The sequence below is a fragment of the Pseudomonas putida genome (genome assembly GCF_003228315.1).
GTDB classification, from domain to species: domain Bacteria; phylum Pseudomonadota; class Gammaproteobacteria; order Pseudomonadales; family Pseudomonadaceae; genus Aquipseudomonas; species Aquipseudomonas putida_S.
In genome coordinates this window covers 1,676,018-1,700,835 of record NZ_CP029693.1, presented here as the reverse complement: position 1 = coordinate 1,700,835, position 24,818 = coordinate 1,676,018, and the positions used below count along the sequence as shown (strand labels likewise).

Annotated in this window: 25 protein-coding genes; 9 read left to right on the top strand and 16 right to left on the bottom strand. The window is 62.2% G+C overall.

Annotation, left to right across the window (positions count from 1 at the left end):
• The first annotated feature begins 35 nt into the window (after positions 1-35).
• Positions 36-1,052, top strand: a complete 1,017-nt coding sequence (locus DKY63_RS07700) for an ABC transporter substrate-binding protein (RefSeq protein ID WP_110963562.1) — start codon at positions 36-38, stop codon at positions 1,050-1,052.
• Positions 1,053-1,158: 106 nt separating this feature from the next.
• On the opposite strand, the gene DKY63_RS07695 is transcribed toward DKY63_RS07700, so the two are convergent.
• Together DKY63_RS07695 and DKY63_RS07690 are read right to left on the bottom strand one after the other, a co-directional pair.
• Complete coding sequence (locus tag DKY63_RS07695; RefSeq protein ID WP_110963561.1) at positions 1,159-3,291, bottom strand: TonB-dependent receptor; 2,133 nt, start codon at positions 3,289-3,291, stop codon at positions 1,159-1,161.
• Between the two features lie 89 nt (positions 3,292-3,380).
• Positions 3,381-3,767, bottom strand: a complete 387-nt coding sequence (locus DKY63_RS07690) for a DUF2946 domain-containing protein (RefSeq protein WP_110963560.1) — start codon at positions 3,765-3,767, stop codon at positions 3,381-3,383.
• Positions 3,768-3,862: 95 nt separating this feature from the next.
• Between DKY63_RS07690 and DKY63_RS07685 the strand changes: the two genes are divergently transcribed.
• Entirely contained in the window at positions 3,863-4,300 is a 438-nt protein-coding gene (locus DKY63_RS07685) for a DUF3995 domain-containing protein (protein ID WP_110963559.1), read from the top strand.
• A gap of 107 nt (positions 4,301-4,407) precedes the next feature.
• Here the strand turns inward: DKY63_RS07685 and DKY63_RS07680 are convergent, their stop codons facing one another.
• The 7 genes from DKY63_RS07680 to DKY63_RS07650 form a co-directional block, all read right to left on the bottom strand.
• The gene (locus DKY63_RS07680) at positions 4,408-4,767 is read right to left on the bottom strand and encodes a Na+/H+ antiporter subunit G (RefSeq protein WP_110963558.1); all 360 of its coding nucleotides are present in this window, start codon (positions 4,765-4,767) and stop codon (positions 4,408-4,410) included.
• Positions 4,764-5,042, bottom strand: coding sequence for a K+/H+ antiporter subunit F (locus tag DKY63_RS07675; RefSeq protein WP_110963557.1), 279 nt, complete (start codon positions 5,040-5,042; stop codon positions 4,764-4,766). The genes DKY63_RS07680 and DKY63_RS07675 overlap by 4 nt, the downstream gene beginning before the upstream one ends.
• Positions 5,039-5,530, bottom strand: coding sequence for a Na+/H+ antiporter subunit E (locus DKY63_RS07670; RefSeq protein WP_110963556.1), 492 nt, complete (start codon positions 5,528-5,530; stop codon positions 5,039-5,041). The genes DKY63_RS07675 and DKY63_RS07670 overlap by 4 nt, the downstream gene beginning before the upstream one ends.
• Complete coding sequence (locus DKY63_RS07665; RefSeq protein ID WP_110963555.1) at positions 5,527-7,206, bottom strand: monovalent cation/H+ antiporter subunit D; 1,680 nt, start codon at positions 7,204-7,206, stop codon at positions 5,527-5,529. Before DKY63_RS07665 ends, DKY63_RS07670 begins: the two co-directional genes overlap by 4 nt.
• Complete coding sequence (locus tag DKY63_RS07660) at positions 7,203-7,547, bottom strand: Na+/H+ antiporter subunit C (protein ID WP_007986256.1); 345 nt, start codon at positions 7,545-7,547, stop codon at positions 7,203-7,205. The genes DKY63_RS07665 and DKY63_RS07660 overlap by 4 nt, the downstream gene beginning before the upstream one ends.
• On the bottom strand, positions 7,547-10,465 hold the full coding sequence (locus DKY63_RS07655; protein WP_110963554.1) for a monovalent cation/H+ antiporter subunit A: 2,919 nt from the start codon (positions 10,463-10,465) through the stop codon (positions 7,547-7,549). Before DKY63_RS07655 ends, DKY63_RS07660 begins: the two co-directional genes overlap by 1 nt.
• A gap of 271 nt (positions 10,466-10,736) precedes the next feature.
• Positions 10,737-11,762, bottom strand: a complete 1,026-nt coding sequence (locus DKY63_RS07650; RefSeq protein WP_110963553.1) for a DMT family transporter — start codon at positions 11,760-11,762, stop codon at positions 10,737-10,739.
• On the opposite strand from DKY63_RS07650, the gene DKY63_RS07645 reads away from it, so the two are divergent.
• The 3 genes from DKY63_RS07645 to DKY63_RS07630 all read left to right on the top strand — a co-directional run bounded on the left by DKY63_RS07645 (position 11,757) and on the right by DKY63_RS07630 (position 15,575).
• Positions 11,757-12,320 carry a helix-turn-helix domain-containing protein gene (locus DKY63_RS07645; protein ID WP_110963552.1) on the top strand — a complete coding sequence of 188 codons (564 nt, stop codon included), beginning with the start codon at positions 11,757-11,759 and terminating at the stop codon, positions 12,318-12,320. The two genes, DKY63_RS07650 and DKY63_RS07645, sit on opposite strands and share 6 nt — an antisense overlap.
• Before the next feature lie 161 nt (positions 12,321-12,481).
• Positions 12,482-13,885 carry an LLM class flavin-dependent oxidoreductase gene (locus tag DKY63_RS07640; RefSeq protein WP_110963551.1) on the top strand — a complete coding sequence of 468 codons (1,404 nt, stop codon included), beginning with the start codon at positions 12,482-12,484 and terminating at the stop codon, positions 13,883-13,885.
• A 259-nt stretch (positions 13,886-14,144) separates the two neighbouring features.
• Entirely contained in the window at positions 14,145-15,575 is a 1,431-nt protein-coding gene (locus DKY63_RS07630) for an FAD/NAD(P)-binding protein (protein WP_110963550.1), read from the top strand.
• Between the two features lie 195 nt (positions 15,576-15,770).
• Here DKY63_RS07630 and DKY63_RS07625 read toward each other — a convergent pair whose 3' ends face one another.
• The 4 genes from DKY63_RS07625 to ppnN form a co-directional block, all read right to left on the bottom strand.
• Positions 15,771-15,995, bottom strand: coding sequence for a hypothetical protein (locus DKY63_RS07625; protein ID WP_110963549.1), 225 nt, complete (start codon positions 15,993-15,995; stop codon positions 15,771-15,773).
• A 132-nt stretch (positions 15,996-16,127) separates the two neighbouring features.
• Entirely contained in the window at positions 16,128-16,481 is a 354-nt protein-coding gene (locus DKY63_RS07620) for a hypothetical protein (RefSeq protein WP_110963548.1), read from the bottom strand.
• A gap of 160 nt (positions 16,482-16,641) precedes the next feature.
• Positions 16,642-17,382, bottom strand: a complete 741-nt coding sequence (locus DKY63_RS07615) for a response regulator (protein WP_110963547.1) — start codon at positions 17,380-17,382, stop codon at positions 16,642-16,644.
• Between the two features lie 148 nt (positions 17,383-17,530).
• Entirely contained in the window at positions 17,531-18,904 is a 1,374-nt protein-coding gene (gene ppnN / locus DKY63_RS07610; RefSeq protein WP_110963546.1) for a nucleotide 5'-monophosphate nucleosidase PpnN, read from the bottom strand.
• Between the two features lie 207 nt (positions 18,905-19,111).
• On the opposite strand from ppnN, the gene DKY63_RS07605 reads away from it, so the two are divergent.
• Positions 19,112-19,639 (top strand): DUF3087 family protein, encoded by a 528-nt coding sequence (locus tag DKY63_RS07605; RefSeq protein ID WP_110963545.1) that lies wholly within the window; start codon positions 19,112-19,114, stop codon positions 19,637-19,639.
• Between the two features lie 91 nt (positions 19,640-19,730).
• Entirely contained in the window at positions 19,731-21,284 is a 1,554-nt protein-coding gene (locus DKY63_RS07600; protein WP_110963544.1) for a sensor domain-containing diguanylate cyclase, read from the top strand.
• Between the two features lie 3 nt (positions 21,285-21,287).
• On the opposite strand, the gene DKY63_RS07595 is transcribed toward DKY63_RS07600, so the two are convergent.
• The 3 genes from DKY63_RS07595 to DKY63_RS07585 all read right to left on the bottom strand — a co-directional run bounded on the left by DKY63_RS07595 (position 21,288) and on the right by DKY63_RS07585 (position 23,601).
• Positions 21,288-22,205 carry a LysR family transcriptional regulator gene (locus tag DKY63_RS07595; protein WP_110963543.1) on the bottom strand — a complete coding sequence of 306 codons (918 nt, stop codon included), beginning with the start codon at positions 22,203-22,205 and terminating at the stop codon, positions 21,288-21,290.
• Positions 22,206-22,238: 33 nt separating this feature from the next.
• Positions 22,239-22,595, bottom strand: a complete 357-nt coding sequence (locus DKY63_RS07590) for a DUF2784 domain-containing protein (RefSeq protein WP_110963542.1) — start codon at positions 22,593-22,595, stop codon at positions 22,239-22,241.
• A gap of 73 nt (positions 22,596-22,668) precedes the next feature.
• On the bottom strand, positions 22,669-23,601 hold the full coding sequence (locus tag DKY63_RS07585) for a GGDEF domain-containing protein (protein WP_110963541.1): 933 nt from the start codon (positions 23,599-23,601) through the stop codon (positions 22,669-22,671).
• A gap of 170 nt (positions 23,602-23,771) precedes the next feature.
• Between DKY63_RS07585 and DKY63_RS07580 the strand changes: the two genes are divergently transcribed.
• The gene (locus DKY63_RS07580) at positions 23,772-24,470 is read left to right on the top strand and encodes an AzlC family ABC transporter permease (RefSeq protein WP_110963540.1); all 699 of its coding nucleotides are present in this window, start codon (positions 23,772-23,774) and stop codon (positions 24,468-24,470) included.
• The gene (locus DKY63_RS07575; RefSeq protein ID WP_110963539.1) at positions 24,467-24,781 is read left to right on the top strand and encodes an AzlD domain-containing protein; all 315 of its coding nucleotides are present in this window, start codon (positions 24,467-24,469) and stop codon (positions 24,779-24,781) included. The genes DKY63_RS07580 and DKY63_RS07575 overlap by 4 nt, the downstream gene beginning before the upstream one ends.
• Positions 24,782-24,818: the final 37 nt, after the last annotated feature.

Here is a 24,818-nt window from a genome sequence, read left to right as displayed (position 1 = left end):
CTGCTATTGCTGCGAACAGCACGAGGTGCAAAAGCATGAAAGGTTTTCGACGCTTGCTGGCTGCGGTCCTGGCTACTTTCGTTGTGTTGGCGTCACCCGCTGCGGTGCAGGCTGCACAGGCGCCGGTCCATTTCGCGGACCTTAACTGGGAAAGCGGCAGCCTGATCACCGATATCCTGCGGATCATTGTCGAAAAGGGCTACGGCCTGCCGACCGACACCTTGCCGGGCACCACCATTACCCTGGAAACCGCCCTGGCCAACAATGACATTCAGGTCATTGGCGAGGAGTGGGCCGGTCGCAGTCCGGTCTGGGTCAAGGCAGAAGCCGAGGGCAAAGTCGTGAGCCTGGGCGATACGGTCAAGGGCGCGACCGAAGGCTGGTGGGTGCCGGAATACGTGATCAAGGGCGACCCGGCCAAGGGCATCAAGGCGATGGCGCCGGACCTGCGCAGTGTCAGTGACCTGCCCAAGTACAAGGACGTGTTCAAGGACCCGGAGGCGCCGAACAAGGGGCGTTTCCTCAACAGTCCGATTGGCTGGACCTCGGAAGTGGTCAACAAGCAGAAGCTCAAGGCCTATGGGCTGGATGACAGTTATGTGAACTTTCGCAGCGGGTCCGGCGCGGCGCTGGATGCCGAGATCAGTTCCTCGATCCGTCGCAGCAAGCCGGTGCTGTTCTACTACTGGTCGCCGACACCGTTGCTCGGTCGCTTCAAGTTGATTCAACTGGAAGAGCCGCCGTTCGATGCCGAGGCCTGGAAGACCCTGACCGACGCCGACAACCCCAATCCCAAACCCACCCGTTCGTTGCCCTCGAAACTCTCCATTGGCGTGTCCACGCCGTTCCAGAAACAGTATCCGCAGATCGCCGAGTTCTTCACCAAGGTCGATTTCCCGATCGATGATCTGAACAAGGCCCTGGCCGACATGAGCGAAAAACACACCCCACCGCGCGAGGCTGCGCAAGCGTTCATGAAGAAACACCCGGATGTGTGGAAGGCCTGGGTGCCCACGGATGTGGCGGACAAAGTGTCTGCCGAGTTGAAATGATGTAGTGAGGCTGATGCCGCCATCGCGAGCAGGCTCGCTCCTACAGGTGGAGTGTGACCGCCACAGATCCCCTGTAGGAGCGAGCCTGCTCGCGATGCTTTTGCATTTAGAACCGCGTCTGCACCGCCAACTCAAACGTCCTCGGCGTACCCAGGTAATACGCCGGCGACACATGCGCAAACTCGGCATACACCTCGTTGGTCAGGTTGCGCACCCGGCCGGTGAGGGTGGTATGCCGGTCCACCTTGTAGCTGAGAAACGAGCCGAACAGCGTGTACGACGGCACGGTCATGGTGTTGGCGCTGTCGGCATACACCGACGCCACGTAGCGTGCATCCACGCCCCCTTGCCATTGCGGCGAAAAATCATAAGTCAGCCAAAGATTGCCAACCCGGTCCGGCACGTTGGTCGGCGTATTGCCCTTGCGGGACACCACCTGGCCCGCCGCGTTCTTTTCCGTGAACTCATCGTATTGGGCATCGACCCAGGCGAAATTGCCTTCGACCAACAGCCGGTCGGTGATCCGCAACGAGCTGGCCACTTCGATGCCGTTGGACGTCTGCTGACCCACCGGAATGCTCAGGGTCGGATCAAGCGGGTCGGTCACCGCGAAGTCCTTGCGCTCGATGGTGTACGCCGCCACCGTCGCCGATCCGCGCCCGTCCAGATAATCGAACTTGCTGCCGATCTCCCATTGCTTGCCCGTGGACACGTCGAAGTCCTGGGTGCCGTTGGGTTGTTCGGCGGCGATGCTGTACTGCGCGTAGACATTCGCTGAAGGCAGCAACTGATACGTCAGGCCAACGCGGCCGGTCACCGGTTCCCAGCTGCGCTTGAGATGCCGTGGATTGCTGGCGGTCACGGCACGGTGATTGGTCACGTCCAGGTCGATGTCGTCGTAGCGCAACCCGGTGAGCAGCGAAAGTTCGTCGGTGAGCGCCAGACGGTTTTCAACAAACAGGGCCTTGGTGGTGACCTCGTTGGTCTTGTCGCTGACGAAACCCTGCTGCGTCCCCGGAATGTCATAGAAGTGTCCCGGCGAATAGTTGTTCGGATCGACCGTGCTGGCGCCTTTGACGTTCAGCGGCGAGTTGGTGGTCTGGTTGACCTTGTACTCGAAACCGCCGGACCAGGTGGTTGCCAGCCCCAGCAGGGTGTTGTCGTGGCGCAGTTCGAACTGGTTGCCGTTCTGTTCACTCTGATGTCGCACCTGATAAGCCGTGGAGCGGTTCACCGCGGTGTTGTCGGCGTTGTACTGATAGGTTTCCAGGTTGCGGTAATCACGCTGGCTGTCGAGGTGGTACAGCATGTTGTGCAGGCTGGTGCTGTCGTTGATCCGGTAGTCGATGATCGAGCGCACCCAGATCGTGCGCTGCTCGTAGCGGCCGTCCTCGACGTTGTAGTTATTGAAGCGGTTGTGCTTGTCGATCTTCAATTCGCCGGCCTTGGGGTTGAGGACCGGCGTGCCCCAGTAGGGGCTGTCTTCGTATTCGTCCTGGTACTCCAGGGCCAGGGTGTGGGACAGATCCGGCGTGAGGTCGCTGAGCAAGGAAAAAGCCATGCTCCAGGCATCGCGTTCCTGGCGGTCGATATAGCCATTGCCGGTGTTGTGGCTGACATCGAGACGGGCGTAGTGCTGCACGTCGGCGCTGGCATCGCTCAAGGCGTGATTGACGCCGAAGGCAGTTTCAGTGGTGTCGTAGGTGCCGTAGCTGACCCGACCTTCCAGCGCCTGCTCTTCACGGCTGGCCAGTTTGGTCACGTAGTTAAGCGAGCCGCCCACGGAGCCGGCGCCATTGATCAGTGATGAGGGACCGCCGACCAGTTCCACCCGATCGTATATCCACGCATCCACTGGCCGGGCGAGACCACCGGAGACATTGACGCCGTTGAACATCTGGGTGATCTGGCTGCTGGTGAAACCCCGGTACGAGACGAAACCACCGAAGCCCGGCGGTGCACTGGCGTTGACGCCCGGAAGGGTGTTGGCGGCGTCCTGGAAATTCTGCGCACCGTGGCGCTCGATGTCGTTGCGGTTGGCGATGGCCACCGAGGCCGGGGTTTCCCGCACGCTCAGGCCCAATCGCGAGGCCATGCCGCTTGATTGGTCGAGGTTGAGGCCGGGTTCGGCGTCTTGCTCGCCATCGACGGTGATGGGCGCGAGGTCGATGGTGGCTTGAGCCCAGGCGTTAACGGACAGGCAGCCGAACAGGCTGGCCAGTAAAGGGACGTGTTTCATCGATGAGTCCTGAATTCTTGATTGGCAAACAGCGCACGAGCGAACGCCTCGCGTTGGCGAAGTGGGCTGAGCGGAAAAGGCGAAGAGATTCAGGCGAGCGGCGGCGCGCGCGGATTGGCCGAGGGCCAGGTGAAGCGGGCAGGGAGGTAGGCGTTGTCGATCGGTGCCAGAGGCGGGCTGTGCTGCTCGGGGAGGATCGCCAGGGTCAGGCTGGAGTTGAACGCCGGGCCCATGCCGCCGGTGGAGCACAACGGACAGCCGAAAGCCTTGGACAGGGTCGGCAGTTGATCTTCGGAAGACTGGCTTGAAACCGGGGTTTGAGTCGCCGGGTCGACGCTACAGAACTGGCCACCCAGACCGTTGAGCTGCATCCCGACCATTTGCCCGTGACCGATGCTGCAGGCGAACACATTGAACAGAACGCAGCAGTAGAGCGTCCAGGCCAACAGTGAGCGATCGGAGCGGGAGAATTTCATGGGGCGGCACTTTACTCCTCCGCCGACCGGTCGTGCACGCCAAAAAAAGCCGACTAGGATGATTTTGTCCAAATCTCTTTCAAGGATCTTCAACCATGACCTTTGCGTTGGCTCAATGGCTGGTGTCGATGTTTGCAGTGATCAGTTTGGTACACGTGTATTGGGGACTGGGTGGCGAGTGGGCGACGGTGGCGGCCGTGCCCCAGGTGCCGGTGGAGGGCAGCGTACGGCTGCAACCGGCCTTCAAGCCGCGAGGCTGGATCACCCTGGTGGTGGCCGCCGCCTTGCTGATGATCGCCCTTCTGGTGTGTTTGCGGGTCGGCTGGTGGGTGCCGGTGATCGGGCACTGGTCGCTGCAATGGCTGATCAGTGCCATCGCGATTCTGTTGTTTGCCCGGGCCATTGGCGATTCGGAGCTGGTGGGGTTTTTCAAGGAGGTGAAGGACTCGAGGTTTGCCTGGTGGGATACCTGGGTCTATTCGCCGTTGTGTGTGGTGTTGGGGGCGGGGTTGTTGGCCGTGGCCTGGAATTGAAAATGACGTAACTGTAGGAGCGAGCCTGCTCGCGATGGTCGTCAACGATCACGCTGGCAGCTTGACACCCCGCGGTGCACGTTCATCCATCGCGAGCAGGCTCGCTCCTACAGGTTTTCGGTGCGGCGACTGCTGACTTCCGCCGGCACATCATCCCCGGCCATGCGCTTGCGGAACAACGCCGCCCGCGCCAGCAACAGCGTGGTCACCGGCACGGTAATCGCCAGCAGGATCGGAATCAGCCATGCATGCAGCACCGGCGCCGACTTGAGGGCCGAAAAGTAAATGATCGAAGCCAGCGCCACGCACCATGCACCGAGGGTCGAGGCCAGTGCCGGCGGGTGCATGCGCTGGAAATAATCCTTCATCCGCACCAGGCCAATAGCGCCGATCAGCGCAAACAGGCTGCTGAGCACCAGCAGGATCGCCACTGCAACTTCCACCCAAATCGGCAATTCAACGGTCATTCGATCACCTCGCCACGCAGGAGGAATTTCGCCAGGGCAAACGAGCCGACGAAGCCGAACAGCGCGATCAGCAACGCCGCCTCGAAGTAGGTATCACTGGCGTAGCGAATCCCCAGGGTCAGCATCATCAGCATGGCGACGATGTACAGGTAGTCCAGCGCCAGTACCCGGTCCTGGGCCGACGGGCCCTTGAACAGGCGGGTCAGGGTCAGGATCATCGCCACGGAAAACAGGAACAGGCTCAACACAATCGCATTCGACAGCAGGGCGCTCATTCGAAAATCTCCATCAACGGGCGCTCGTACGTCGCCTTGAAGTGCTCGATGAACGGCGCTTCGTCATCAGCCAGATCGAACACGTGCAGCAGCAGGATGCTGCGGTCCAGCGCCAGCTCCGACCAGACCGTGCCGGGGACCACGGTGCAGATCATCGCCAGGGTGGCCAGGCCGTTGGCATCGCGCAGGTCCAGCGGCACCTTGATGAACCGCGAACGTGGTGGGCGGCGGCCGGCGTTGAGCACGCCCCAGGCCACGGCGAGGTTGGACGCCAGCACATCGCGACCCACCACCAGGAACAGGCGCAGAATCACCCACGGGCGGCGAATGCGGATCGGCAGCGGACGCAGCTTGCGCATCATCAGTGGCGCGCAGAAGCCCAGTATCGCGCCCAGCAGCAGGTTGCCGGGACTGATCGACAGATTCAGCACCAGCCACAGTACCCACAGCGCCAGGGATAACCAGGGAGCGGGAAACAGGCGCTTCATGGTTGCACCTCCAGCAGCGCGGCGTGGGCTTCGGGGTTCGGCACCACCCGGGTGCCGAGAACCGCCATCACGTATTGCTCAGGGTTGTTCAAGGCATCGGCGGCGGCCTGGGTATAGCGCAGCAGCGGCTCGGCCTTGAAGGTCAGGGCGATGCTCAAGCCCAGCAGGGCGAAGATCGGCACGCACTCCAGGCGACGCAGCAGCGGCGATGGCCTGTCGATCGGAGTCCAGAAGCGCTGGATGCCCAGGCGCGAAAAGGCCACCAGCGAGGTCAGGCCCGAGAGGATCAACAGCGCCAGCAAGGCCCACGCGGCATTCGAGATTGGCGCCGCATTACCCAGGCCCAGCGGATTGAGCAGGGCGCTGAGCAAACCGAGTTTGCCGATGAACCCCGAGAGCGGCGGCATGCCGACGATCAACAGTGTGCAGGCAATGAAGCTCAAGCCGAGGAACGCCATGGTCCAGGGAATCACCTGGCCCACCACGGCTTTCTGATCGTCGTCGAGGTTGACGCCCTTGACCGGGGCCGAGGCTTCCTGCGGTCGCGGCAGCAACTCGTTTTCATCCTCCAGAGGGATTTCGTTGGCCGTGCGCGAGCGCTCGATCAACTCGGCCAGCAGGAACAGCGCGCTCAGGGCCAGGGTCGAGCTGACCAGGTAAAACAGCGCCGCGCCGATCAGGTTCGGTTGGGCGAAACCGATGGCCGACAGCAGGATCCCCGCCGATACCAGAATGCTCAGGCTGGCCATGCGTTCCAGGCGTTGCGCGGCGAGGATGGCCACGGCGGCGCAAATGATGGTCGCCATGCCGCCGTAGATCAGCCAGTCGCCACCGAAGTACGCCGAGGCGCCGGCCTGGCCGGAAAACAGCAAGGTCCACAGGCGCAGGAAGGTGTAGACGCCGACCTTGGTCATGATCGCGAACATCGCTGCCACCGGCGCGCTCGCCGAGGAGTACGCCGGCACCAGCCAGAAGTTCAGCGGCCACATCCCGGCCTTGGCCAGGAACGCCACCGCCAGAATGCCTGCGCCAGCGTGCAGCAAGCCGCGATCGGCCTCCGGCACCAGCGGGATTTTCAGTGCAAGGTCGGCCATGTTCAGGGTGCCGGTGACACCGTAGATCAGCGCCGCGCCAATCAGGAATAGGGTCGACGCCAGCAGGTTGATCGAGATGTAGTGAAGCCCCGACGACACCCGTGCCCGGCCCGAGCCGTGCAGCATCAGGCCATAGGACGCGGCCAGCAGCACTTCGAAGAACACGAACAGGTTGAACAGGTCCGCCGTCAGGAACGCGCCATACAGGCCCATCAACTGAATCTGGAACAGCGCATGGAAACTCGAGCCGGCGCTGTCCCAGCGGGCCATGGCGAACAGCAGGGCGCTGACGCCAATGATCCCGGTCAGCACCAGCATCAGCGCCGACAGGCGATCGACCACCAGCACCAGGCCGAACGGCACCTGCCAGTTGCCCGGCAGATACACGCCGATGGAGCCGGGCACGCCAGTGGTTTGCGTCCATTGCAGCAGGCACACCGAAATGCCCAGGCCCAGCAGGCTGGAGAACAGGTTGATTTTGGCTTTGAGCGGGCGATGTTTCTCGCCGAGCATCAGCATGATGGCGGCGGTCAGCAGCGGCAGCAGGATGGGCGCTGCGATCAGGTGCGTCATCGCATTCATTCCTTGGGCTCCCGGCCATCCACATGGTCGGTGCCGGTCAGGCCCCGGGAGGCCAGCAGGACCACGAGGAACAGCGCGGTCATGGCGAAGCTGATGACGATGGCGGTCAATACCAGGGCTTGTGGCAATGGGTCGGTGTAGTGCAGCAGATCCTGCGGCACGCCATCCTTGATGATCGGCTCCTTGCCGATGAACAGGCTGCCCATGCTGAAGATGAACAGGTTGACCCCGTAGGACAGCAGGCACAGGCCCATGACGACCTGGAACGTCCGTGGCCGCAGGATCAGCCAGACACCGGACGCGGCCAGCACGCCGATGGCGATGGCGATGACTTCTTCCATCAGACGGTCTCCTTGATAACGACGGATTTGGGCTGGGCCGCCGTCTTGTGACCTCGCACCGATTGGTGGGCGAGGGCGGTGAGAATCAGCAGGGTCGATCCGACCACCACCGCGTACACACCAATGTCGAAGAACAGCGCGCTGGCCAGGTGAATGTCACCCAGCAGCGGCAAGTCGAAATGCCAGGTGTGGGTGGTCAGGAACGGATAGCCGACCGCCATTGCGCCAAGTCCTGTGACCGTGGCGAACAGCAGGCCGGTGCTCATCCAGCGCAGCGGACGCAGGCTCATCTGGGCCTCGACCCATTGGGTGCCGGCGACCATGTATTGCAGGATGAACGCCACCGACATCACCAGCCCCGCGACAAACCCGCCGCCCGGCTGGTTGTGCCCGCGCATGAACAGGTAGAACGACACCACGAAGGCAATCGGCAACAGCAGGCGCACCAGCACTGCCGGCACCATCATGAAGCCCAGCGCGGTGTCGCTGGCGTGACGCGGGTTGACCAGATCGGTCACCACGTCCGGCGCGAGCAGTCGCTGCTGGGCCGGCAATTGCAGGCTTTCTTTCGGTGGGCGGAAGCGTCGCAGCAGGGCGAACACGGTCAGCGCCACTGCCACCAGCACGGTGATTTCGCCGAGGGTGTCGAAGCCACGGAAGTCCACCAGCATCACGTTGACCACGTTGCTGCCGCCGCCCTCGGGCAGGGCGCGGCTCAGGTAGAACGAGGAAATGTCGTTGGGCGTCTGCCGGGTCAGCATCGCGTAGGCCAGCAGTGCCATGCCAACGCCGACCACGGTCGACAGCAGCAAGTCACGGATACGCCGGATGCGCGCCCTGCGCAGGCTGCTGGGCAAGGGCGAAACCTCTTCGATCCGTCGCGGCAGCCAGCGCAGGCCGAGCAGGATCAGCACCGTGGTGACCACCTCGACCACCAGTTGCGTCAGGGCCAGGTCCGGCGCCGAGAACCAGACGAAGGTGATGCAGGTCATCAGGCCGCAGACGCTGACCATGGTCAGGGCGGCGAGACGGTGGTACTTGGCCTGGTACGCGGCACCCAGGGCGCAGGCAATCGCCAGCAGCCACAGGATGACGAATACGATCGAGCCCGGAATCTTCGGCCGGTCACCCCAGTGCAGGCTGCTGTGCAGCATCGGAATCAGGCCGGCGAGGACGGCGGCGAGCACCATCAGGAACAGCTGGGATTGCAGGCGACGGGTGCTGATCCGCCGCTCCAGGCGCCGGGCCAGACGCATCTTGATCACCAGGGCGCGCTCGAAAAAGCGCTTGCCGCTCAATCGGCCAATGAGCGGCGGGTAGCGGAAGCGCCCGCGCTTGAGCTGATTGCGCAACAACAGGTACAGCACGATGCCGCCGGACATGGCGATCAGGCTCATGATCATCGGCGCGTTGAGACCGTGCCAGATGGCCAGGCTGTATTCCGGCAGCGTGCCGCCCACCACCGGCAGGGCCGCGGCGGCGAGCAGCGAGCCGACCACTTGCGCCGGGAAGATCCCCACCACCAGGCAGGTGAACACCAGCAGCTCCACCGGTGCACGCATCCAGCGCGGCGGCTCGTGCGGGGTGTGCGGCAGGTCGGTGGCGGGCGGACCGAAGAACACGTCGACGGTAAAACGCAGGGAATAGGCGACGCTGAAGGTGCCGGCGATGGTCGCGACGATCGGCAGGGTGGTTTCGATCCAGGCCGAGGCGTTGATGAACACGGTTTCGGCGAAGAACATTTCCTTGGACAGGAAGCCGTTGAGCAGCGGTACGCCGGCCATGGACGCACTGGCGACCATGGCCAGGGTCGCGGTGAAGGGGATCAGTTTGACCAGGCCGCTGAGCTTGCGGATGTCCCGGGTGCCGCTTTCGTGGTCGATGATCCCGGCGGCCATGAACAGCGAGGCCTTGAAAGTGGCGTGGTTGAGGATGTGGAACACCGCCGCCACCGCCGCCAGCGGGCTGTTGAGGCCCAGCAGCAGGGTGATCAGGCCCAGGTGACTGATGGTCGAATAGGCCAGCAGACCCTTGAGGTCGTTCTGGAACATCGCGAAATACGCACCCAGCAACAGGGTGCACGCCCCGGCGCCGCTGACGATGTAGAACCATTCTTCGCTGCCGGACAGCGACGGCCACAGTCGTGCCAGCAGGAACACCCCAGCCTTGACCATGGTCGCCGAGTGCAGGTACGCCGAGACCGGCGTCGGCGCGGCCATGGCGTGGGGCAGCCAGAAATGAAAGGGGAACTGCGCGCTTTTGCTCAGGGCGCCGATGAGGATCAGGGGTAGCAGGATGGGGTAGAGGGCATGTGCACGAATCAGATCGCCGGCGGCCAGGACCTTGTCCAGGTCATAGCTGCCGACCACATGGCCAAGCAGCATGACCCCCGCCAGCAGGCACAGCCCTCCGGCCCCGGTGACCATCAACGCCATGTAGGCGCCGCGCCGGGCATCGGCGCGGTGGTGCCAGTAGCCGATCAACAGGAACGAGAAGAGACTGGTCAGCTCCCAGAAAAACACGATCTGGATCAGGTTGCCGGAGATCACCAGCCCGAGCATGGCGCCCATGAAGGCGAGAAAAAACGCGAAGAAGCGCGGCACCGGATCGTCGGGCGACATGTAGTAGCGGGCGTACAGCGACACCAGCGTGCCGATGCCCATCACCAGCAGCGAGAACAGCCAGGCGAAGCCGTCCATGCGCAGGACGAAGTTCAAGCCAAGGCTCGGCAACCAGAAGAATTCTTCGCGGATCACGCCGCCATGGGCGATTTGCGGGTACAGGAGGGCGACCTGCACTGTGCCGATCAGGGCAACCAGGCCAGCCAAGAGGGATTCGGCGTTACGTGCATTGTGTGGCAGCACTGCGGCCAGACAGCTGCCCAGGAAAGGCAGGAGCAGTAGAACTATCAAGGACATAGGCTTCTAATCTGCGGAAGTTTGTGAAGCATCATACGTGCCAGCTCCCGGATCACCAAACGCCAAGCTGTCGCAGAATCCTACAAAATAGACGGAAAAAGCCTGATTCACATTGTTTCAAAGAGTTGTGTTCGTCAGGTCCGGCCCCATCGCTGGCAAGCCTTGCTCCCACAGGGTTTGTGTTGTTCACAAAAATTGCAATCAACACAAACCCTGTGGGAGCGAGGCTTGCCCGCGATGGCGTCAGACCTGTCACCAGAAATGCTACGACCTAACCTTGGGTTTCTTGCTCCAGCGCTTCTTCGGCCGCAGCACCCTTACCCTTGGTCTTCAACTCACTGACAATCACCGCCGCCACAATCATCCCGGCGCCCAACAGGGCAATCGCCGGCAAGCGCTCCCCGGCGATCCGCCCGACAATCCCGGCCCACACCGGCTCACCGGCATAGATCAGGGTCGCCCGGGTTGGCGAAACACTCTTCTGTGCCCAGTTCATCGCCACCTGAATCGCCGCACTCGCCGCGCCCAGTCCCAGGGCGCTGCACAGCAGCAGCCAGGAAAAGTCCGGAATGCGTTCCTGGGTCGGCACCACCATCAGGAACGACAGCAGCGAGGTGACGGCCAGTTGCACCACCGTCACCCGCTTCACGTCGACCTGGCCGGCAAAGGTGCTGATCAGGATGATCTCGGCGGCAATCGCGATGGCACTGATCAGCGTGGCGATTTCACCGGGGCTGAAATGGAACGACGCGCCGGCCGGGCCCGACAGCAACATCAGGCCGGTGAACGCCAGCATGATCCCGATGCTCGGCATCAACCCCGGACGACGGCCCAGCACCAGCCATTGCAGCAACGGCACAAAGGGCACGTACAGCGCGGTGATGAACGCCGACTGACTGCTGGGAATGCTTTGCAGGCCCACGGTCTGCAAGCCGTAGCCGAGCATGATCGCCACGCCGATGAAGGAGCCGGCCTTGAGTTCGAACAGGGTCAGTTCGCGCAGGCTGCGCCAGGAGAACAGGGCGACGATACTCGCGGCGGCAGCAAAGCGCAGACCCACGAAGAGCATCGGCCCGCTGACGGTCATCGCATGCTGGACCAGCAAGAAGGTCCCGCCCCAGACCATGGTGATCAATACCAGCACGCACTCAGCCTTGCTGAGCCGCAGGAAACGGGAGGAAGCCTGGGGGGATTTCGCGGACGTCATGACCTTGCACACTATTTTTGGGGGCCGCACAATGCGCCCGAAGTTGGGCAGTATACTGCCCAAGCCCCACAAGTGAGCAATATAGTGCACAAAGATTCCACGCAACGGGCTTCGGTCCTGCAGCACGTCAGCCAGAACGTTCGCCGCCTGCGCCATGCCGCCGACATGAGCCAGACCGCCCTGGCGGAAAAGTCCGGGGTCAGCCGGCGCATGCTGGTGGCCATCGAGGCCGGCGAAAAGAATGTCAGCCTGACCACCCTCGATCGCGTGGCCGAGGCGCTGGATGTCGCGTTCAGTGATCTGATCCAGGCTCCCGACGTGCGCGACCATAGCCGCATCAACGAACTGGCCTGGGCCGGGACCATTCCCGGCAGCAAGGCGGTATTGCTGGCCAAGGCCAATGCCAGCCGTGAAGTCGAGTTGTGGGAATGGCGCCTGGAGCCGGGCGAGCATTACCCGTCGGAGCCGGATGCTGATGGCTGGAGCGAACAGTTCTACGTATTCGAAGGTTGCCTGACCGTGATGGTCGGTGACGTACCGAATCACATCAACGCAGGCGAGTTCTTCATGTTCGCCAGCAACCAGCCGCATTCCTATCGCAATGAGGGGACGGTGGCGGTGCGGTTCGTGCGCAACGTGGTGATTTGAACTGTTGCCTGATCAACACCGGTTCAACACTTTGCTGTTTTAATGCTGTAAGAATTTCTACAAATACTCGTTAACTTACTGAAAAATAACGATTTTAAAATCAGGCACGACTCCTGCAGAAGCTTCGGGAATTTTTCTGCAAGCTTTTGGAGTACCGCTTGATGGCCCGTGAAATTCGTCTCAACGCTTTCGACATGAACTGCGTCGGTCACCAGTCGCCCGGGCTGTGGGCACACCCCCGGGATCGCTCCTGGCAGTACAAGGACCTGGAGTACTGGACCGATCTGGCGAAAATCCTCGAGCGTGGCAAGTTCGACGGCCTGTTCATTGCCGATGTGCTGGGCATCTACGACGTTTACAACGGCAACGGTGAGGCGGCGATTCGCCAGGCGGCGCAGGTGCCGGTCAACGATCCGCTGCAATTGATCCCGCCCATGGCGCTGGTCACCGAACACCTGGGGTTTGGCCTGACCGCGTCGCTGTCATTCGAGCATCCGTATCCGTTCGCCCGGCGCCTGTCGACCCTGGACCACCTGACCAAGGGCCGCGCTGGCTGGAACATCGTCACCTCGTATCTGGAGAGCGGCGCGAAGAACCTCGGGCAGAAAACCCAGACCGAGCACGACGCCCGCTACGACTTCGCCGAGGAGTACCTGGAGGTTTGCTACAAGCTCTGGGAAGGCAGTTGGGAAGAGGGGGCGATCCTGCGCGATCGCGAGCGCCGAGTGTTCAGCGACCCGAGCAAGATTCATGAAATCCGCCACGCGGGCAAGCACTTCCAGGTGCCAGGCATTCATCTGTGCGAGCCGTCGCCGCAGCGCACTCCCGTGCTGTATCAGGCCGGGGCTTCCAGTCGTGGCAAGCAGTTCGCCGCCGAACATGCCGAATGCGTGTTCGTCGCCGCACCGTCCAAAGTGCTGCTGAAAAAGACCGTCGCCGACATCCGCCGCCGTGCCGCCGAAGCCGGGCGCGATCCGAGGAAGATCCTGATTTTCAACCTGCAAACGGTGATCCTCGGCGAGACCGATGCCAAGGCCAAGGCCAAGTTCGAGGAATACAAAACCTGGGTCAGCTACGAAGGCGCCATGGCGTTGATTTCCGGCTGGACCGGCATCGATTTCAGCCAGTTCAAGCCGGACGAACCACTCAAGCATGTGCACACCAATGCCATTCAATCGGCGGTGGAGGCGTTCTCCACGGCGGACCCGAACAAGGTCTGGACCCCGAATGAACTGGCGGACTGGGTGGGCATCGGCGGCTTTGGCCCGCTGTTCGTCGGTAGCCCGGAAACCGTCGCCGATCTGTTGCAGGAATGGGTCGAGGACACCGATGTGGACGGCTTCAACCTGGCCTATGCATTGACCCATGAAACCTTTATCGATGCCGTGGACTTGCTGGTGCCGGAGTTGCAGAAGCGTGGGGTGTACAAGACCGAATATGCGCCGGGGACGTTGCGCGAGAAGCTGTTCGGGGAAGGGGCGCGACTGCCGCTGGTGCATCCGGGCAGTGGTTATCGCGACCTTGGGGTGATGCGGCAGCAGGAAAGGAAGGTGGTGCCGGCCTAAGCGTCACCTCCCAACCCCCTGTAGGAGCGAGCCTGCTCGCGAAGAGGCCGGCACATCCGACATCGATGTGGCCTGACACACCGCCATCGCGAGCAGGCTCGCTCCTACAGGGTGGGGTGTCGAGGGTGCATCCTACTTTGGTATCGCCCAATGACCATCGCATGGCATTGGCGCCTATTATCGTCCTTGCAGCACAGTGGCGTTGTCAGCCCGGGACGATTTGCATGACTTCAATCTATATGGAACCAGTGAGAACGGCATGAGTGACATTCAACACGGACAGGCGCCCGACGCCATCCGCCACGCAGACATCCTGATCATCGGCGGTGGCCTCAGCGGCACGATGCTGGCGGCGCAACTGCTGCGTCTGCCGGGCCGTCGCCGGTTGCTGGTGATCGAACCCCGCGCGGAACTGGGCCGGGGTGAAGCCTATAGCGCCGTGGAACTGGGCCATACGCTCAACGGCAACGCGGCGCGCATGAGTGTCGACCCGGACAATGCCGACGACCTGACCCAGTGGCTGACCGACTACATTGCCGGCGGTGGCTGGCCGGAATCGGACGAACAACATGTGCCGGTCAGCGAACTGTTTCCGCCCCGGGGGATTTTTGGCCTGTACGTGCAGCAGCGTCTGGCCGAGGCGCAGGCGGTGGGCGCGGGGCATGGATCGACCGTGGAGCATGTGCGGGCCGAAGTGGTGGACCTGCAAGGCGATGCCGACTCGGTGCGACTGACCTTGAGCGACGGCCAGCGCCTGCAGGGTGCTTTCGCGGTGCTGGCGACCGGGATGTTTCCCGCCGCGCGCACGCCGCAGACCGAATCCAGCGGCCTGAATGCGGCGGCGCTTGATCCCTGGGATGTAGCTGCCATGCGCCAGCTCGACCCGCAGTCGACGGTGCTGATCATCGGCTCGGGCCTGACCATGGTCGATGCCGTGGTGTCGCTGGAACAGGCCGGGCATCGCGGGCCGATCGAAGTGTTTTCCCGCCACGGCCTGCTGCCTCACGTGCGGCGGCAGCCGCCGGCCTGGCCGGACTTCCTCGCTGAAGACCACGGCATCCGCACGCCACGCCAACTGGTGCGCGAACTGCGTCGGCATTGTCGTGAGGCCATCGCCCGCAACATTGACTGGCAGGCGCCGCTGGACACGGTGCGGGCGCATATCGGTCGCTTGTGGAGCCAGGCCAGCGACGTGCAGCGCCGGCAGTTCGTGCGGCATGTGCGGCCATGGTGGGAGAGCCATCACCACCGCTCGCCACCCTTGAGCGCCGAGCTGGTGGCGCGTTTGCACGGGGAAGGGCGATTGCGCATTCAGGCGGCATCGTTCAAGGGGCTTGAGCCTTCTACGGACGGCGGGGTCAGCATCCGTATTCGTCGCCGTGGCGAGGCGCACACCCGCGTTGTCAGCGGCGCGGCGTTGATCAACTCCAGCGGTATCGAATACGACTGGCGCCGGGTGGCGCGACCCTTGCCACAGCAGTTGCTGGCGCGCGGGCTGATCAAACCGGGGCCATTGGCGCTGGGGATTGCGGCGCAGGCCGATGGCGCCGTGCTGGACGCCGAAGGCCACGCCGCCTCGCGGTTGTTCGCCATGGGGCCGCCGCTGCGCGGGATGTGGTGGGAGAGTACCGCCGTGACCGACGTGGCCAGTCAGGCCAAGGCCCTCGCAGCCCGTCTGGCCAACGCGTAAACCCTGTAGGAGCGAGCCTGCTCGCGATGGACTGGAGATCGCCGCTGGGTGTCAGGCAGCCAGCGTTATCGTTAACGTCCATCGCGAGCATGCTCGCTCCTACAGGGGGGGCGTGCAGTGTCCAAAAATGAAGAAAACCCCGGGTAGACCTGATCTACCCGGGGTTTTCTGTTTCAAGCAGCCCAAGGCCGTTGATCAGTAGCGCTGATACTTGGAGCCGAACTCGGGGCGGTTTTCCGCGACGTAGAGTTTTGCTTTGCCGGCATCCTGATGTTCGATGCCGACCGTGTTCACATTGACTGTGGCCGGTTGGCTAACAGTCGTGGTTGCAACGACGGCCTGGGTGGCGTGTGGGGCAGCGATGGCCGAAGTGGCGCCAAGGACCGAAAGGGCAAAGCCGATACCGATGATGCTTTTCATGAGGTTGCTCCAGAGCGTGGTGAGAAGATGGGGCCACTTTAGGGCTGGAGCTTCGAGATGAGAAAACACCCTTGGGCATAGTCGTTATCGAGAACAGTGATCCAACACAAACCCCTGTGTCGGCAACTCGGATCAGTAGCGCTGATACTTCGAGCCGAACTCGGCGCGGTTTTCCGCCACCATCACACCGCCGCGCTGATGCTGCTCTTGCAGGCGATCGGCGCCACCCTCGGCCACGCGATTCTGGATCAACCGGTCAGAGCCTCCTTCAGCCACACGCTCACGCAGTTCCTGCAAGCGATCGGCACCGCCTTCGGCGACGCGATTCTGTTGCAGGCGATCCGATCCACCTTCGGCCAGCAAGGCCTTGATCGAACTTTGGGAGGCAGCAGCCGGGGTGTTGGCCGAGGCCAGGGTCGACAGGCCAAGACCGCCCACCAGTGCCAGGCCGAGGGCCAGGGACGAAACTTTCGAGAAGTTGAACATGCTTGAATCTCCGTGCGCTTGAGTGTGAGGGGTCAGTAGCTCGTGCTAGCTGGTGGTCACAGTTAAACGCCCGGGTGTATCGCGGGTGTGTGCTTGAGCGGTGCGAAATCGGCAGTTGCGTATCTGTCGCGGCGTTTAATACACGGGGATACAAAACCCTTCACGCCTGTTCGTCGAGCATCTCCACCGGGTAGGAGAAAACATAGCCTTCGCTGCGAACCGTCTTGATGTAGCTCGCCTCTCGAGAGTCATCCTTCAGGCGTTGGCGCAGGCGGCTCACCAGCAGGTCGATGGAACGGTCGTACAGGTCGGCGTCGCGGCCCTGGGTCAGGTTGAGCAACTGGTCGCGACTGAGCACCCGTTGCGGGTGATCGAGGAACACCCGCAGCAGCCGGTATTCGGCGCCGCTGAGGGCTACCAGCGTCTGGTCTTCGTCCACCAGATGGCGGGCGGTGGTGTCCAGGCGCCAACGACCGAAGGCCAGCATGCGACCGCTTTCGGTGACCAGCAGGTTGGGCGGCAACATGCGCGTGCGACGCAGCACGGCATTGATCCGCGCCAGCAGTTCCCGGGCGGAGAAGGGTTTGGTCAGGTAGTCGTCGGCGCCCATTTCCAGGCCGAGAATGCGGTCGGTTTCGTCGTCGCGCGCGGTTAGCATCAGGATCGGCGTGGCTTTGTGCTTGCCCGCACGCAATTCGCGGCACAGGACCAGGCCATCGTCGCCGGGCAGCATGATGTCCAGCACGATCAGGTCGACCTGGTTGGCTTCCAGAAAACTGCGCATCTGCCGGCCGTCGGCCACCACGGTGGTGCGCAGGCCGTTCTTTTTCAGGTAATTGCCGACGAGTTCGCGAATCTCTCGGTCATCGTCGACGATCAGGATGTGATTGACGTGGTCCATGGGTCGATCTCTTTTATTTGTTGATGTACACCCCTGTAGGAGCGAGCCTGCTCGCGATGGACTGGAGATCGCCGCTGGGTGTCAGGCAGCCAGCGTTATCGTTAACGTCCATCGCGAGCAGGCTCGCTCCCACAGAGGCAACAAATTATCAGGCCACCACTCGATAACACGGCACATACGCCGCACCACCCGGCAGTTTCATCCGGTGCTGGGCGACGAAGGCTTTGAGCAGTTGATCCAGCGGCTGCATGATCGCCGCGTCGCCACGGATCTGGTAAGGCCCGTGTTCTTCGATCAGGCGAATGCCCTTGTCCTTGACGTTGCCGGCGACGATGCCGGAGAACGCGCGGCGCAGGTTGGCGGCCAGTTCGTGAGGCGGCAGGTCGCGGCTCAGTTTCAGGTTGGCCATGTTTTCGTGGGTCGGATCGAACGGGCGCTGGAAGCCCTCGTCGATTTTCAGCAGCCAGTTGAAATGGAAGGCGTCGTTGCGCTCGCGGCGGAACTGCTTGACCGCCTTGAGGCCGGCGGTCATCTGCCGGGCGACTTCCGCCGGATCGTCGATGATGATCTGGTAATGCTGCTTGGCGGCGTCACCCAGGGTTGCGCCGACGAACGCATCGAGTTGCTCAAGATAAGGCGCGGCGTGTTTCGGCCCGGTAAGCACGACCGGGAAGGGCAGGCCTTCGTTGTCTGGGTGCATCAGGATGCCGAGCAGGTAGAGGAATTCTTCGGCCGTACCGGCGCCGCCCGGGAAGATGATGATGCCGTGGCCGACGCGGACGAAGGCTTCCAGGCGCTTCTCGATGTCCGGCAGGATCACCAGTTCGTTGACGATCGGGTTCGGTGCCTCGGCGGCAATGATCCCGGGCTCGGTCAGGCCCAGGTAGCGACCGCCGTGGATGCGCTGCTTGGCGTGGGCGATGGTGGCGCCTTTCATCGGGCCTTTCATCACGCCGGGACCGCAACCGGTGCACACGTCGAGGCTGCGCAGCCCCAATTCGTGGCCGACTTTCTTGGTGTATTTGTATTCTTCGGTGTTGATCGAGTGGCCGCCCCAGCACACGACGATCTTCGGTTCGACGCCGGGACGCAGGGTGCGGGCGTTGCGCAGCAGATGGAACACGTAGTCGCTGATGCCCTGGGAGGTACTCAGGTCGATGCGTTGGCTGTCGAGTTCGTTTTCGGTGTAGACGATGTCGCGCAGGGCGCTGAACAGCATTTCACGGGTGCTGGCGATCATTTCGCCGTCGACGAAAGCGTCGGCCGGGGCGTTCAGCAGTTCCAGGCGTACGCCGCGGTCTTGTTGGTGAATGCGGATTTCGAAGTCTTTGTAGGCTTCGAGAATGGTCTTGGCGTTATCGACGTGGGCGCCGGTGTTGAGGATGGCCAGGGCGCATTGGCGGAAGATGTCGTAGGTGCTGCCGGATCCGGCTTCGCTCAGTTGCTGGACTTCCCGTTGCGAGAGTGTTTCCAGGCTGCCTTTCGGGCTGACCGAAGCATTGATTACTTGTCGTTGGGTCATTCAAAGATCCTTAAAACGATGCCACTGCCAAAGAACGGCATCCGAATAGTGTGTATCCACAAAGAAAGATGGCACTGAATGCGTGGTCTCGCCATGTCCCCATTTGACGATGAAAAGATGAAAAGGAGCCCCAGCATAGCCAAATCCTTTGCAAAGGCGATAATGCCCGCAAACTTTTTACCCGCCCTTGTAGGAAACCCTTAGCCCATGTTCGAAATCCAGCCGATGAACGCCGAGATCTACCGCAAACAGACACGGCGCAGCACGCTGATCATCGCCCTGGTTTTCCTCGCGCTGGCCATGGTGCTGTCGACCGCGGCGGTAGCATTGTTCGGTGAGCCCGGCGGGGACAATTTGCGCTTCAACATCGGCGGCGTGTTCGCTGCGGTGCTGTTAATGGTGGCGCTGATGCGCAAGGTGTTCTGGCACCAGCAATGGTTGGCACCGGCGGTCTACAGCTGGCAGCTCAAGCGCAGCCTGATGAGCGTGACCAACGTCATGCACCATGTCACGGCGGCAGTGCAGGCGGGTGATCCGGACGCCATGAAGCTGTTGCGCTTCTATCATCTGGGCCTGGATCAAATGCACCAACTGGACGGGAACTCCAGCGACCATGGGCAATCGCGTCGGGAAATGGAACAACACGAGGCGCGAATGCAGGCAATGGGCATCGACACCCGGCAAAAGCGTCTGGATCCGGCTTGGCTGGAGGCGGTGAAGCGGACATCGGTCTAGTCTTCACCGACCAAGCGTCGCTGGCAGGGCAATCCGACTAAAAAACGAGCAGGAAGCCTCGTTCTTTCACAAAAATCATGGAGTGACCGTCATGGGGCATCCGGTTATCTACGACCCTATCGAAAAAAGCCGGCCCGGTATCGCCAGGCTCAAGGCGCGTTCGGTTCTTACGCTGCTGGTCGCCGTGTGCCTGTCGATGGCGTTGATCGTCATCTGGCAGTCGTGGAACTCGCGTCAGTACCATCTACATGACAAACAAGTGGCGATGTCCAACCTGGCGCAGACCCTGGCTTCCCAGGCGCAGGATTCGATCAAGCAGGCCGATACCTTGCTGTTCGCCCTGGTCGATCGCCTGGAAAACGACGGCATCGAAGGCGACCGGCTCAATCGCCTGCAGCGCCTGCTCAGCGCCCAGCGCAGCGAATTGAGCCAGCTCCACGGCCTGTTCGTGTATGACGAAACAGGGAAATGGATCGCCAATTCCAACGGTGCCGACGTGGGTACGGCGAACAATTCCGACCGCGAATATTTCATCTATCACCGCGATCATCCCGATCGTGGGCCTCACATCGGTCCGTCGATAAAAAGCCGTTCCAGTGGCGAATGGATCATGACCGTGTCGCGGCGGGTCAATCATCGCGACGGCAGTTTTGCCGGCGTGGCCCTGGCGACGCTCTATCTCTCCCACTTCCTGCAGCTGTACGACAGCATCGACATGGGCGATAACGGCGTGATCAACCTGATCGCCGACGATGCCAGCATTATCGTCCGCAGACCTTTCAAAGAAGCCGAAGTCGGCACCAGCCTGGCCAAAAGCCAACTGTTCACCCAGTTGCTGCCCCAGGCCAGCGCAGGCACGGCCACTATCAAGTCGGTCATCGATGGCGTCGAGCGGGTGGTGGGGTATCGCCGGGTCGATGGCTATCCGCTGATTGTCTTCGCCGCGCTGAACAAGGAAGAAGTCCTGGCCAGCTGGCGCAGGGAATCGATCCTCAGTGCGTTGATCGTGTCGTTGCTGCTGGCCTTCATCGGTGTGCTCGGCTTTCGCCTGATCAAGGTGATGAAGCAGCAGAACCGTATCCAGTTCGAGCTGCTTGGCTCCCAGGAAAAACTCCTCGAACTCAATCGCAACCTGGAACTGCTGGCGCTGGAAGACGCGCTGACCGGCCTGGCCAACCGCCGCCAGTTCGACCTGTTCATCCAGGCGGAAACCGGTCGCGCCCGTCGCAACCACACGGGGCTCGCGCTGCTGATGATCGACGTCGATCATTTCAAGGCGTTCAACGATCAATACGGCCACTTGGCGGGCGACGCCTGTCTGCGCCGGATCGCGGCCATCATCACCGACCACATCAAGCGTCCGGGCGACCTGGCGGCGCGCTTTGGTGGAGAAGAATTCGCCGTGGTGCTGCCCGGCACCGACTACGTGGGCGCGTTCCTGGTGGCGGAAAAAATCCGCCACGCGGTGCTGGCCGCCGACGTGAAGCACAGTGAAAGCCCGGAGGGTTTGATCACCGTGAGCGTCGGCGTGTGTGGATACGATTCGGCGTCACAGACCAGTATCGAAGAGCTGATCGGCGCCGCCGACAAGGCGTTGTACGTGGCCAAGGCCAGCGGGCGCAACATGAGCGTGATTGCCAACTGACGCTCAGGCGAACAGGTCGATGCCCTGCACCAGGCGGTTGGCCAGGCGTGGCTGCTTGAGTTGTTCCAGCCACCAGTTCAAGGCACGGCCGTCCTGATCGCCGCGCCAGCCGGCATACAGCACGTTCGGTTCCCGTGGGTCGGCCATGTTTTTTTCAATCAGCGTGCCGTTTTCCAGCAGCGATTTGATCCGATGCCGGGGTAGCCAGCCCACACCCAGTCCCGCGCATTGCGCGAGGATTTTCGCGCGCATGGTCGGCACCGCCATCACCGGTTGCCCGCCGGAGACGCCATAGGTCCGGCCTTCGCTGGTGCGGGACGAATCGGCCACGACAATCGCCCGATGCCGGGTCACCGTTGCCCGGGAAATCGGCTCTTTGGCCTTGGCCAGCGGATGTTTGGGCGAAACGGCGAACACCCATTCCATCTCCCCCAGTTGTATCCAGCGCAGGGACGGAATCGCCGGCGGCTCGTTGGTGGCGCCGATGACCAGATCCGCACGGCCTTCACGCAGGGCTTCCCAGACCCCCTTGAGCACTTCATGGGTGATGCGCAGCGGGACGCCGGAACCCAGGGCGTCGAACTCCTCGATCAATGGCACAAGGTTTTCGAACTCCACCAGTTCGTCGGTGGCGATCCACAAACGGCTTTCCCAGCCATTGGCCACTTGCTGCACCCGTTGGGTCAGGCGCGAGACGTCTTCCATCAGTCGCGAGGCTTCATTGACCAGCAGTTCGCCCGCCGCGGTCAGTTGCAACCGATAGCGACGGCGGTCGAACAGCAGGGCGTCGAAGCGCTCCTCCAGTTGCCGTGCGGCGTAGGACACCGTCGACGGCGCCTTGCTCAGCTTGGCCGCAGCTCGCGACAGGCTGCCGGTTTCGCGGATGGCTTCGAGCAGGGCGAGGTCTTCGGTCGAGAGCATTGGTTGTTCCATGGGGGCGTGGTTACGATTTTTTCAACGCGTCCTGAATACCCGAAGATAGACCACTGCGTTGACCACCAGCACCACACCGGCCAGCCACAGTTGAATCGCCGGTGTCAGCCCGGCCGGGTAAATCAGCGGCCACACATAATGCTCGATGAAGCCCGCGCCGTAACCTTGCTGCCCGGCGGCCCGGCGCATCAGGTTTTCCCAGCGTGTCAGCGGGCAGGGCAGGTGCAGCAGTTCCACCGCCACGCCCCAGGCGGCAGCGGGCAGATGCCACCACAGCAGGCGGCGCCATTTGAGCACCAGCAGCCCGCCGAACAGGACGAACACAATGAACGCCAGATGAAACAGCACCAGTCCATCGGCGGCGATCCGGTAGAACATTCAAGCTCCCGCAAGCGTCAGGGTAATCGCCGCATGTTACTCGGGCGGGTGGCCGGTGCCGTATCTCACCGGCTCAGGCGCGGAAATCCATGAACTCCGCGCGCATCCGTCCATGGCGCTTGGCCTTGTAGAGCAACTGATCAACCTGTTCGATGAACTCAAGCGCCGTGGCGTGTTGCGTCGCATGGGTGGTGCCGACGCCCAGGCTGAGGCTCAACAGTGGCGAGACCGCGGAAAATTCATGGGCGATGCGCTGTTGGCGAATCAGGTGCAAGCATTTGTTGGCCACCAGCCTGGCGGATTCCGCGTCGGTTTCCGGCAGCAGCCAGACAAACTCTTCACCGCCGATCCGGGCGATGAAATCCCGTGGCCGATTGGCCGCCCGGGACAGGGTGCTGGCCACCTGGCGCAGGCATTCATCGCCCTTGATGTGGCCGTAATGGTCGTTGTACTGCTTGAAGTAATCGATATCCAGAATGATCGCCGACAGCGGCGCGCCCGTACGCTGGGCAGTGCTCCATTCGCGTGCCAGCACCGTGTCGAACATGCGCCGGTTGGCGATGCCGGTCAGGCCGTCCTGGAAGGAATATTCCTCGAGCTGCTTTTGCAGGCGAACCAGGTGCTCTTCGGTTTTCTTGCGCTCGCTGATGTCGAACATGAAGCCCACCAGCGCCTCGACCTCACCGTCCTTGCGCACCACGTGCACCACGTCGCGAATCCAGACGTATTCACCGGTCGAGGTGAGCGCCCGGTAATCGGCTTCGTGATCCACCCCGATCCGCGATTGCGAGACGCAGAAATCCACCACGTAGTCGCGATCTTCCGGGTGCATGCGTTCGACCCAGTCGTTGACCCCGACCCAACTGTCCTGCTTCCAGCCCAGCAGGCTTTCGATTTGCGGCCCGATGTAGCTGAAGGTCATGGTTTTCCAGTCGATTCGCCACGGAATGGCCTTGGTCGATTCAAGCAAGGTCTTGTAAACGCTGTCGGTTTCGTCTGGGTACATGAAGGGCAGACACCTAGAGGGGCAAAGGCGCCATCATGTTGCTACTACCGGGTTGAAGCAAGCCGTCAGCCGATGAACGGAAACGATTGGTAACAGTGCGCAAGATTGTTCAAGCCAATGGCCACGACTGCTGGCACAGTCTGCGGTCTTTCTCCTGGTTGTAGAGCGTTATGTCCAACTCACATGTGCCCCGTGCTGCATTCCTTCGCGGCGCCGTGGCGATCACGCCGCTGTCGCTGGCAACCGCGCCCTGGGGCTTGCTGGCCGGTTCCATGGCAATCGAAGCCAACCTCACCCCGCTGCAAGGCCAGGGCCTGTCGAGCATCGTGTTCGCCGGTGCCGCGCAATTGGTGGCCATCGGCATGCTCAAGGGCGGGGCGGGGATCTTTTCCATCCTGCTGACCACCTTGCTGCTGACGTCCCAGCATCTGCTCTACGGGATGAGCATGCGCTCGGTGATTTCGCCGTTACCGGGGCGTTGGCGCTTCGGGCTGGGTTTTTTGCTCACCGATGAGTTGTTCGCCCTGACCAGCCAGCACGACAAACAGCAGTTCGACCGCTGGTACGCTTTGGGCGTGGGCCTGACGTTCTACATCGCCTGGAACCTGTTCACCCTGGCCGGCATCGTGCTCGGCAGCAGTATTCCGGGCCTTGAACACCTGGGGCTGGACTTCTCCATCGCGGCCACCTTCATCGCCTTGATCACTCCGGTGGTACGCAATGTGCCGACGGTGGTCTGCGTCGCGGTTTCGCTGTTTTGCTCGGTGCTGTTCAGCTACTGGCAATGGGGCTCGGCGCTGGTGCTGTCGGGGTTGGCGGGGATGACCGCCGGGTTTGTCTGCAACAAATTCCAGGGAGCGCGCACATGATGGTCTGGGTAGTGATTTTCGGCATGGGTGTGCTGGTGTTCCTCAATCGCTATGTCTTTCTGGAACCGCGCCTGCCGGTGCGCCTGAGCAGCAATGCCCGGCAGTTTCTCGGGTTCGCCGTGCCAGGTATGTTGACTGCGATCTGCGGGCCGATCGTGTTCATGCCCGACAAGCAACTGAACCTGCATTGGGACAATCCGTACCTGATCAGCTCAGTGGTCGCCGTGGGCCTGGTGCTCTACACCCGCAACACCTTGCTGAGCATGCTGTTGAGCATGGGCTTCTTCTTTATGCTGCGCGCGTGGCTGTAAGCCGGGCAGGGGGAAATTGTTCTACGCTTTATTTGAT

Coding starts and splice junctions, on each gene's coding strand:
- DKY63_RS07700 (WP_110963562.1), top strand. CDS start 36: ATGAAAGGTTTTCGACGCTTGCTGGCTGCGGTCCTGGCTACTTTCGTT.
- DKY63_RS07695 (WP_110963561.1), bottom strand. CDS start 3,291: ATGAAACACGTCCCTTTACTGGCCAGCCTGTTCGGCTGCCTGTCCGTT.
- DKY63_RS07690 (WP_110963560.1), bottom strand. CDS start 3,767: ATGAAATTCTCCCGCTCCGATCGCTCACTGTTGGCCTGGACGCTCTAC.
- DKY63_RS07685 (WP_110963559.1), top strand. CDS start 3,863: ATGACCTTTGCGTTGGCTCAATGGCTGGTGTCGATGTTTGCAGTGATC.
- DKY63_RS07680 (WP_110963558.1), bottom strand. CDS start 4,767: ATGACCGTTGAATTGCCGATTTGGGTGGAAGTTGCAGTGGCGATCCTG.
- DKY63_RS07675 (WP_110963557.1), bottom strand. CDS start 5,042: ATGAGCGCCCTGCTGTCGAATGCGATTGTGTTGAGCCTGTTCCTGTTT.
- DKY63_RS07670 (WP_110963556.1), bottom strand. CDS start 5,530: ATGAAGCGCCTGTTTCCCGCTCCCTGGTTATCCCTGGCGCTGTGGGTA.
- DKY63_RS07665 (WP_110963555.1), bottom strand. CDS start 7,206: ATGAATGCGATGACGCACCTGATCGCAGCGCCCATCCTGCTGCCGCTG.
- DKY63_RS07660 (WP_007986256.1), bottom strand. CDS start 7,547: ATGGAAGAAGTCATCGCCATCGCCATCGGCGTGCTGGCCGCGTCCGGT.
- DKY63_RS07655 (WP_110963554.1), bottom strand. CDS start 10,465: ATGTCCTTGATAGTTCTACTGCTCCTGCCTTTCCTGGGCAGCTGTCTG.
- DKY63_RS07640 (WP_110963551.1), top strand. CDS start 12,482: ATGGCCCGTGAAATTCGTCTCAACGCTTTCGACATGAACTGCGTCGGT.
- DKY63_RS07630 (WP_110963550.1), top strand. CDS start 14,145: ATGAGTGACATTCAACACGGACAGGCGCCCGACGCCATCCGCCACGCA.
- DKY63_RS07625 (WP_110963549.1), bottom strand. CDS start 15,995: ATGAAAAGCATCATCGGTATCGGCTTTGCCCTTTCGGTCCTTGGCGCC.
- DKY63_RS07620 (WP_110963548.1), bottom strand. CDS start 16,481: ATGTTCAACTTCTCGAAAGTTTCGTCCCTGGCCCTCGGCCTGGCACTG.
- DKY63_RS07615 (WP_110963547.1), bottom strand. CDS start 17,382: ATGGACCACGTCAATCACATCCTGATCGTCGACGATGACCGAGAGATT.
- ppnN (WP_110963546.1), bottom strand. CDS start 18,904: ATGACCCAACGACAAGTAATCAATGCTTCGGTCAGCCCGAAAGGCAGC.
- DKY63_RS07605 (WP_110963545.1), top strand. CDS start 19,112: ATGTTCGAAATCCAGCCGATGAACGCCGAGATCTACCGCAAACAGACA.
- DKY63_RS07600 (WP_110963544.1), top strand. CDS start 19,731: ATGGGGCATCCGGTTATCTACGACCCTATCGAAAAAAGCCGGCCCGGT.
- DKY63_RS07595 (WP_110963543.1), bottom strand. CDS start 22,205: ATGCTCTCGACCGAAGACCTCGCCCTGCTCGAAGCCATCCGCGAAACC.
- DKY63_RS07590 (WP_110963542.1), bottom strand. CDS start 22,595: ATGTTCTACCGGATCGCCGCCGATGGACTGGTGCTGTTTCATCTGGCG.
- DKY63_RS07585 (WP_110963541.1), bottom strand. CDS start 23,601: ATGTACCCAGACGAAACCGACAGCGTTTACAAGACCTTGCTTGAATCG.
- DKY63_RS07580 (WP_110963540.1), top strand. CDS start 23,772: ATGTCCAACTCACATGTGCCCCGTGCTGCATTCCTTCGCGGCGCCGTG.
- DKY63_RS07575 (WP_110963539.1), top strand. CDS start 24,467: ATGATGGTCTGGGTAGTGATTTTCGGCATGGGTGTGCTGGTGTTCCTC.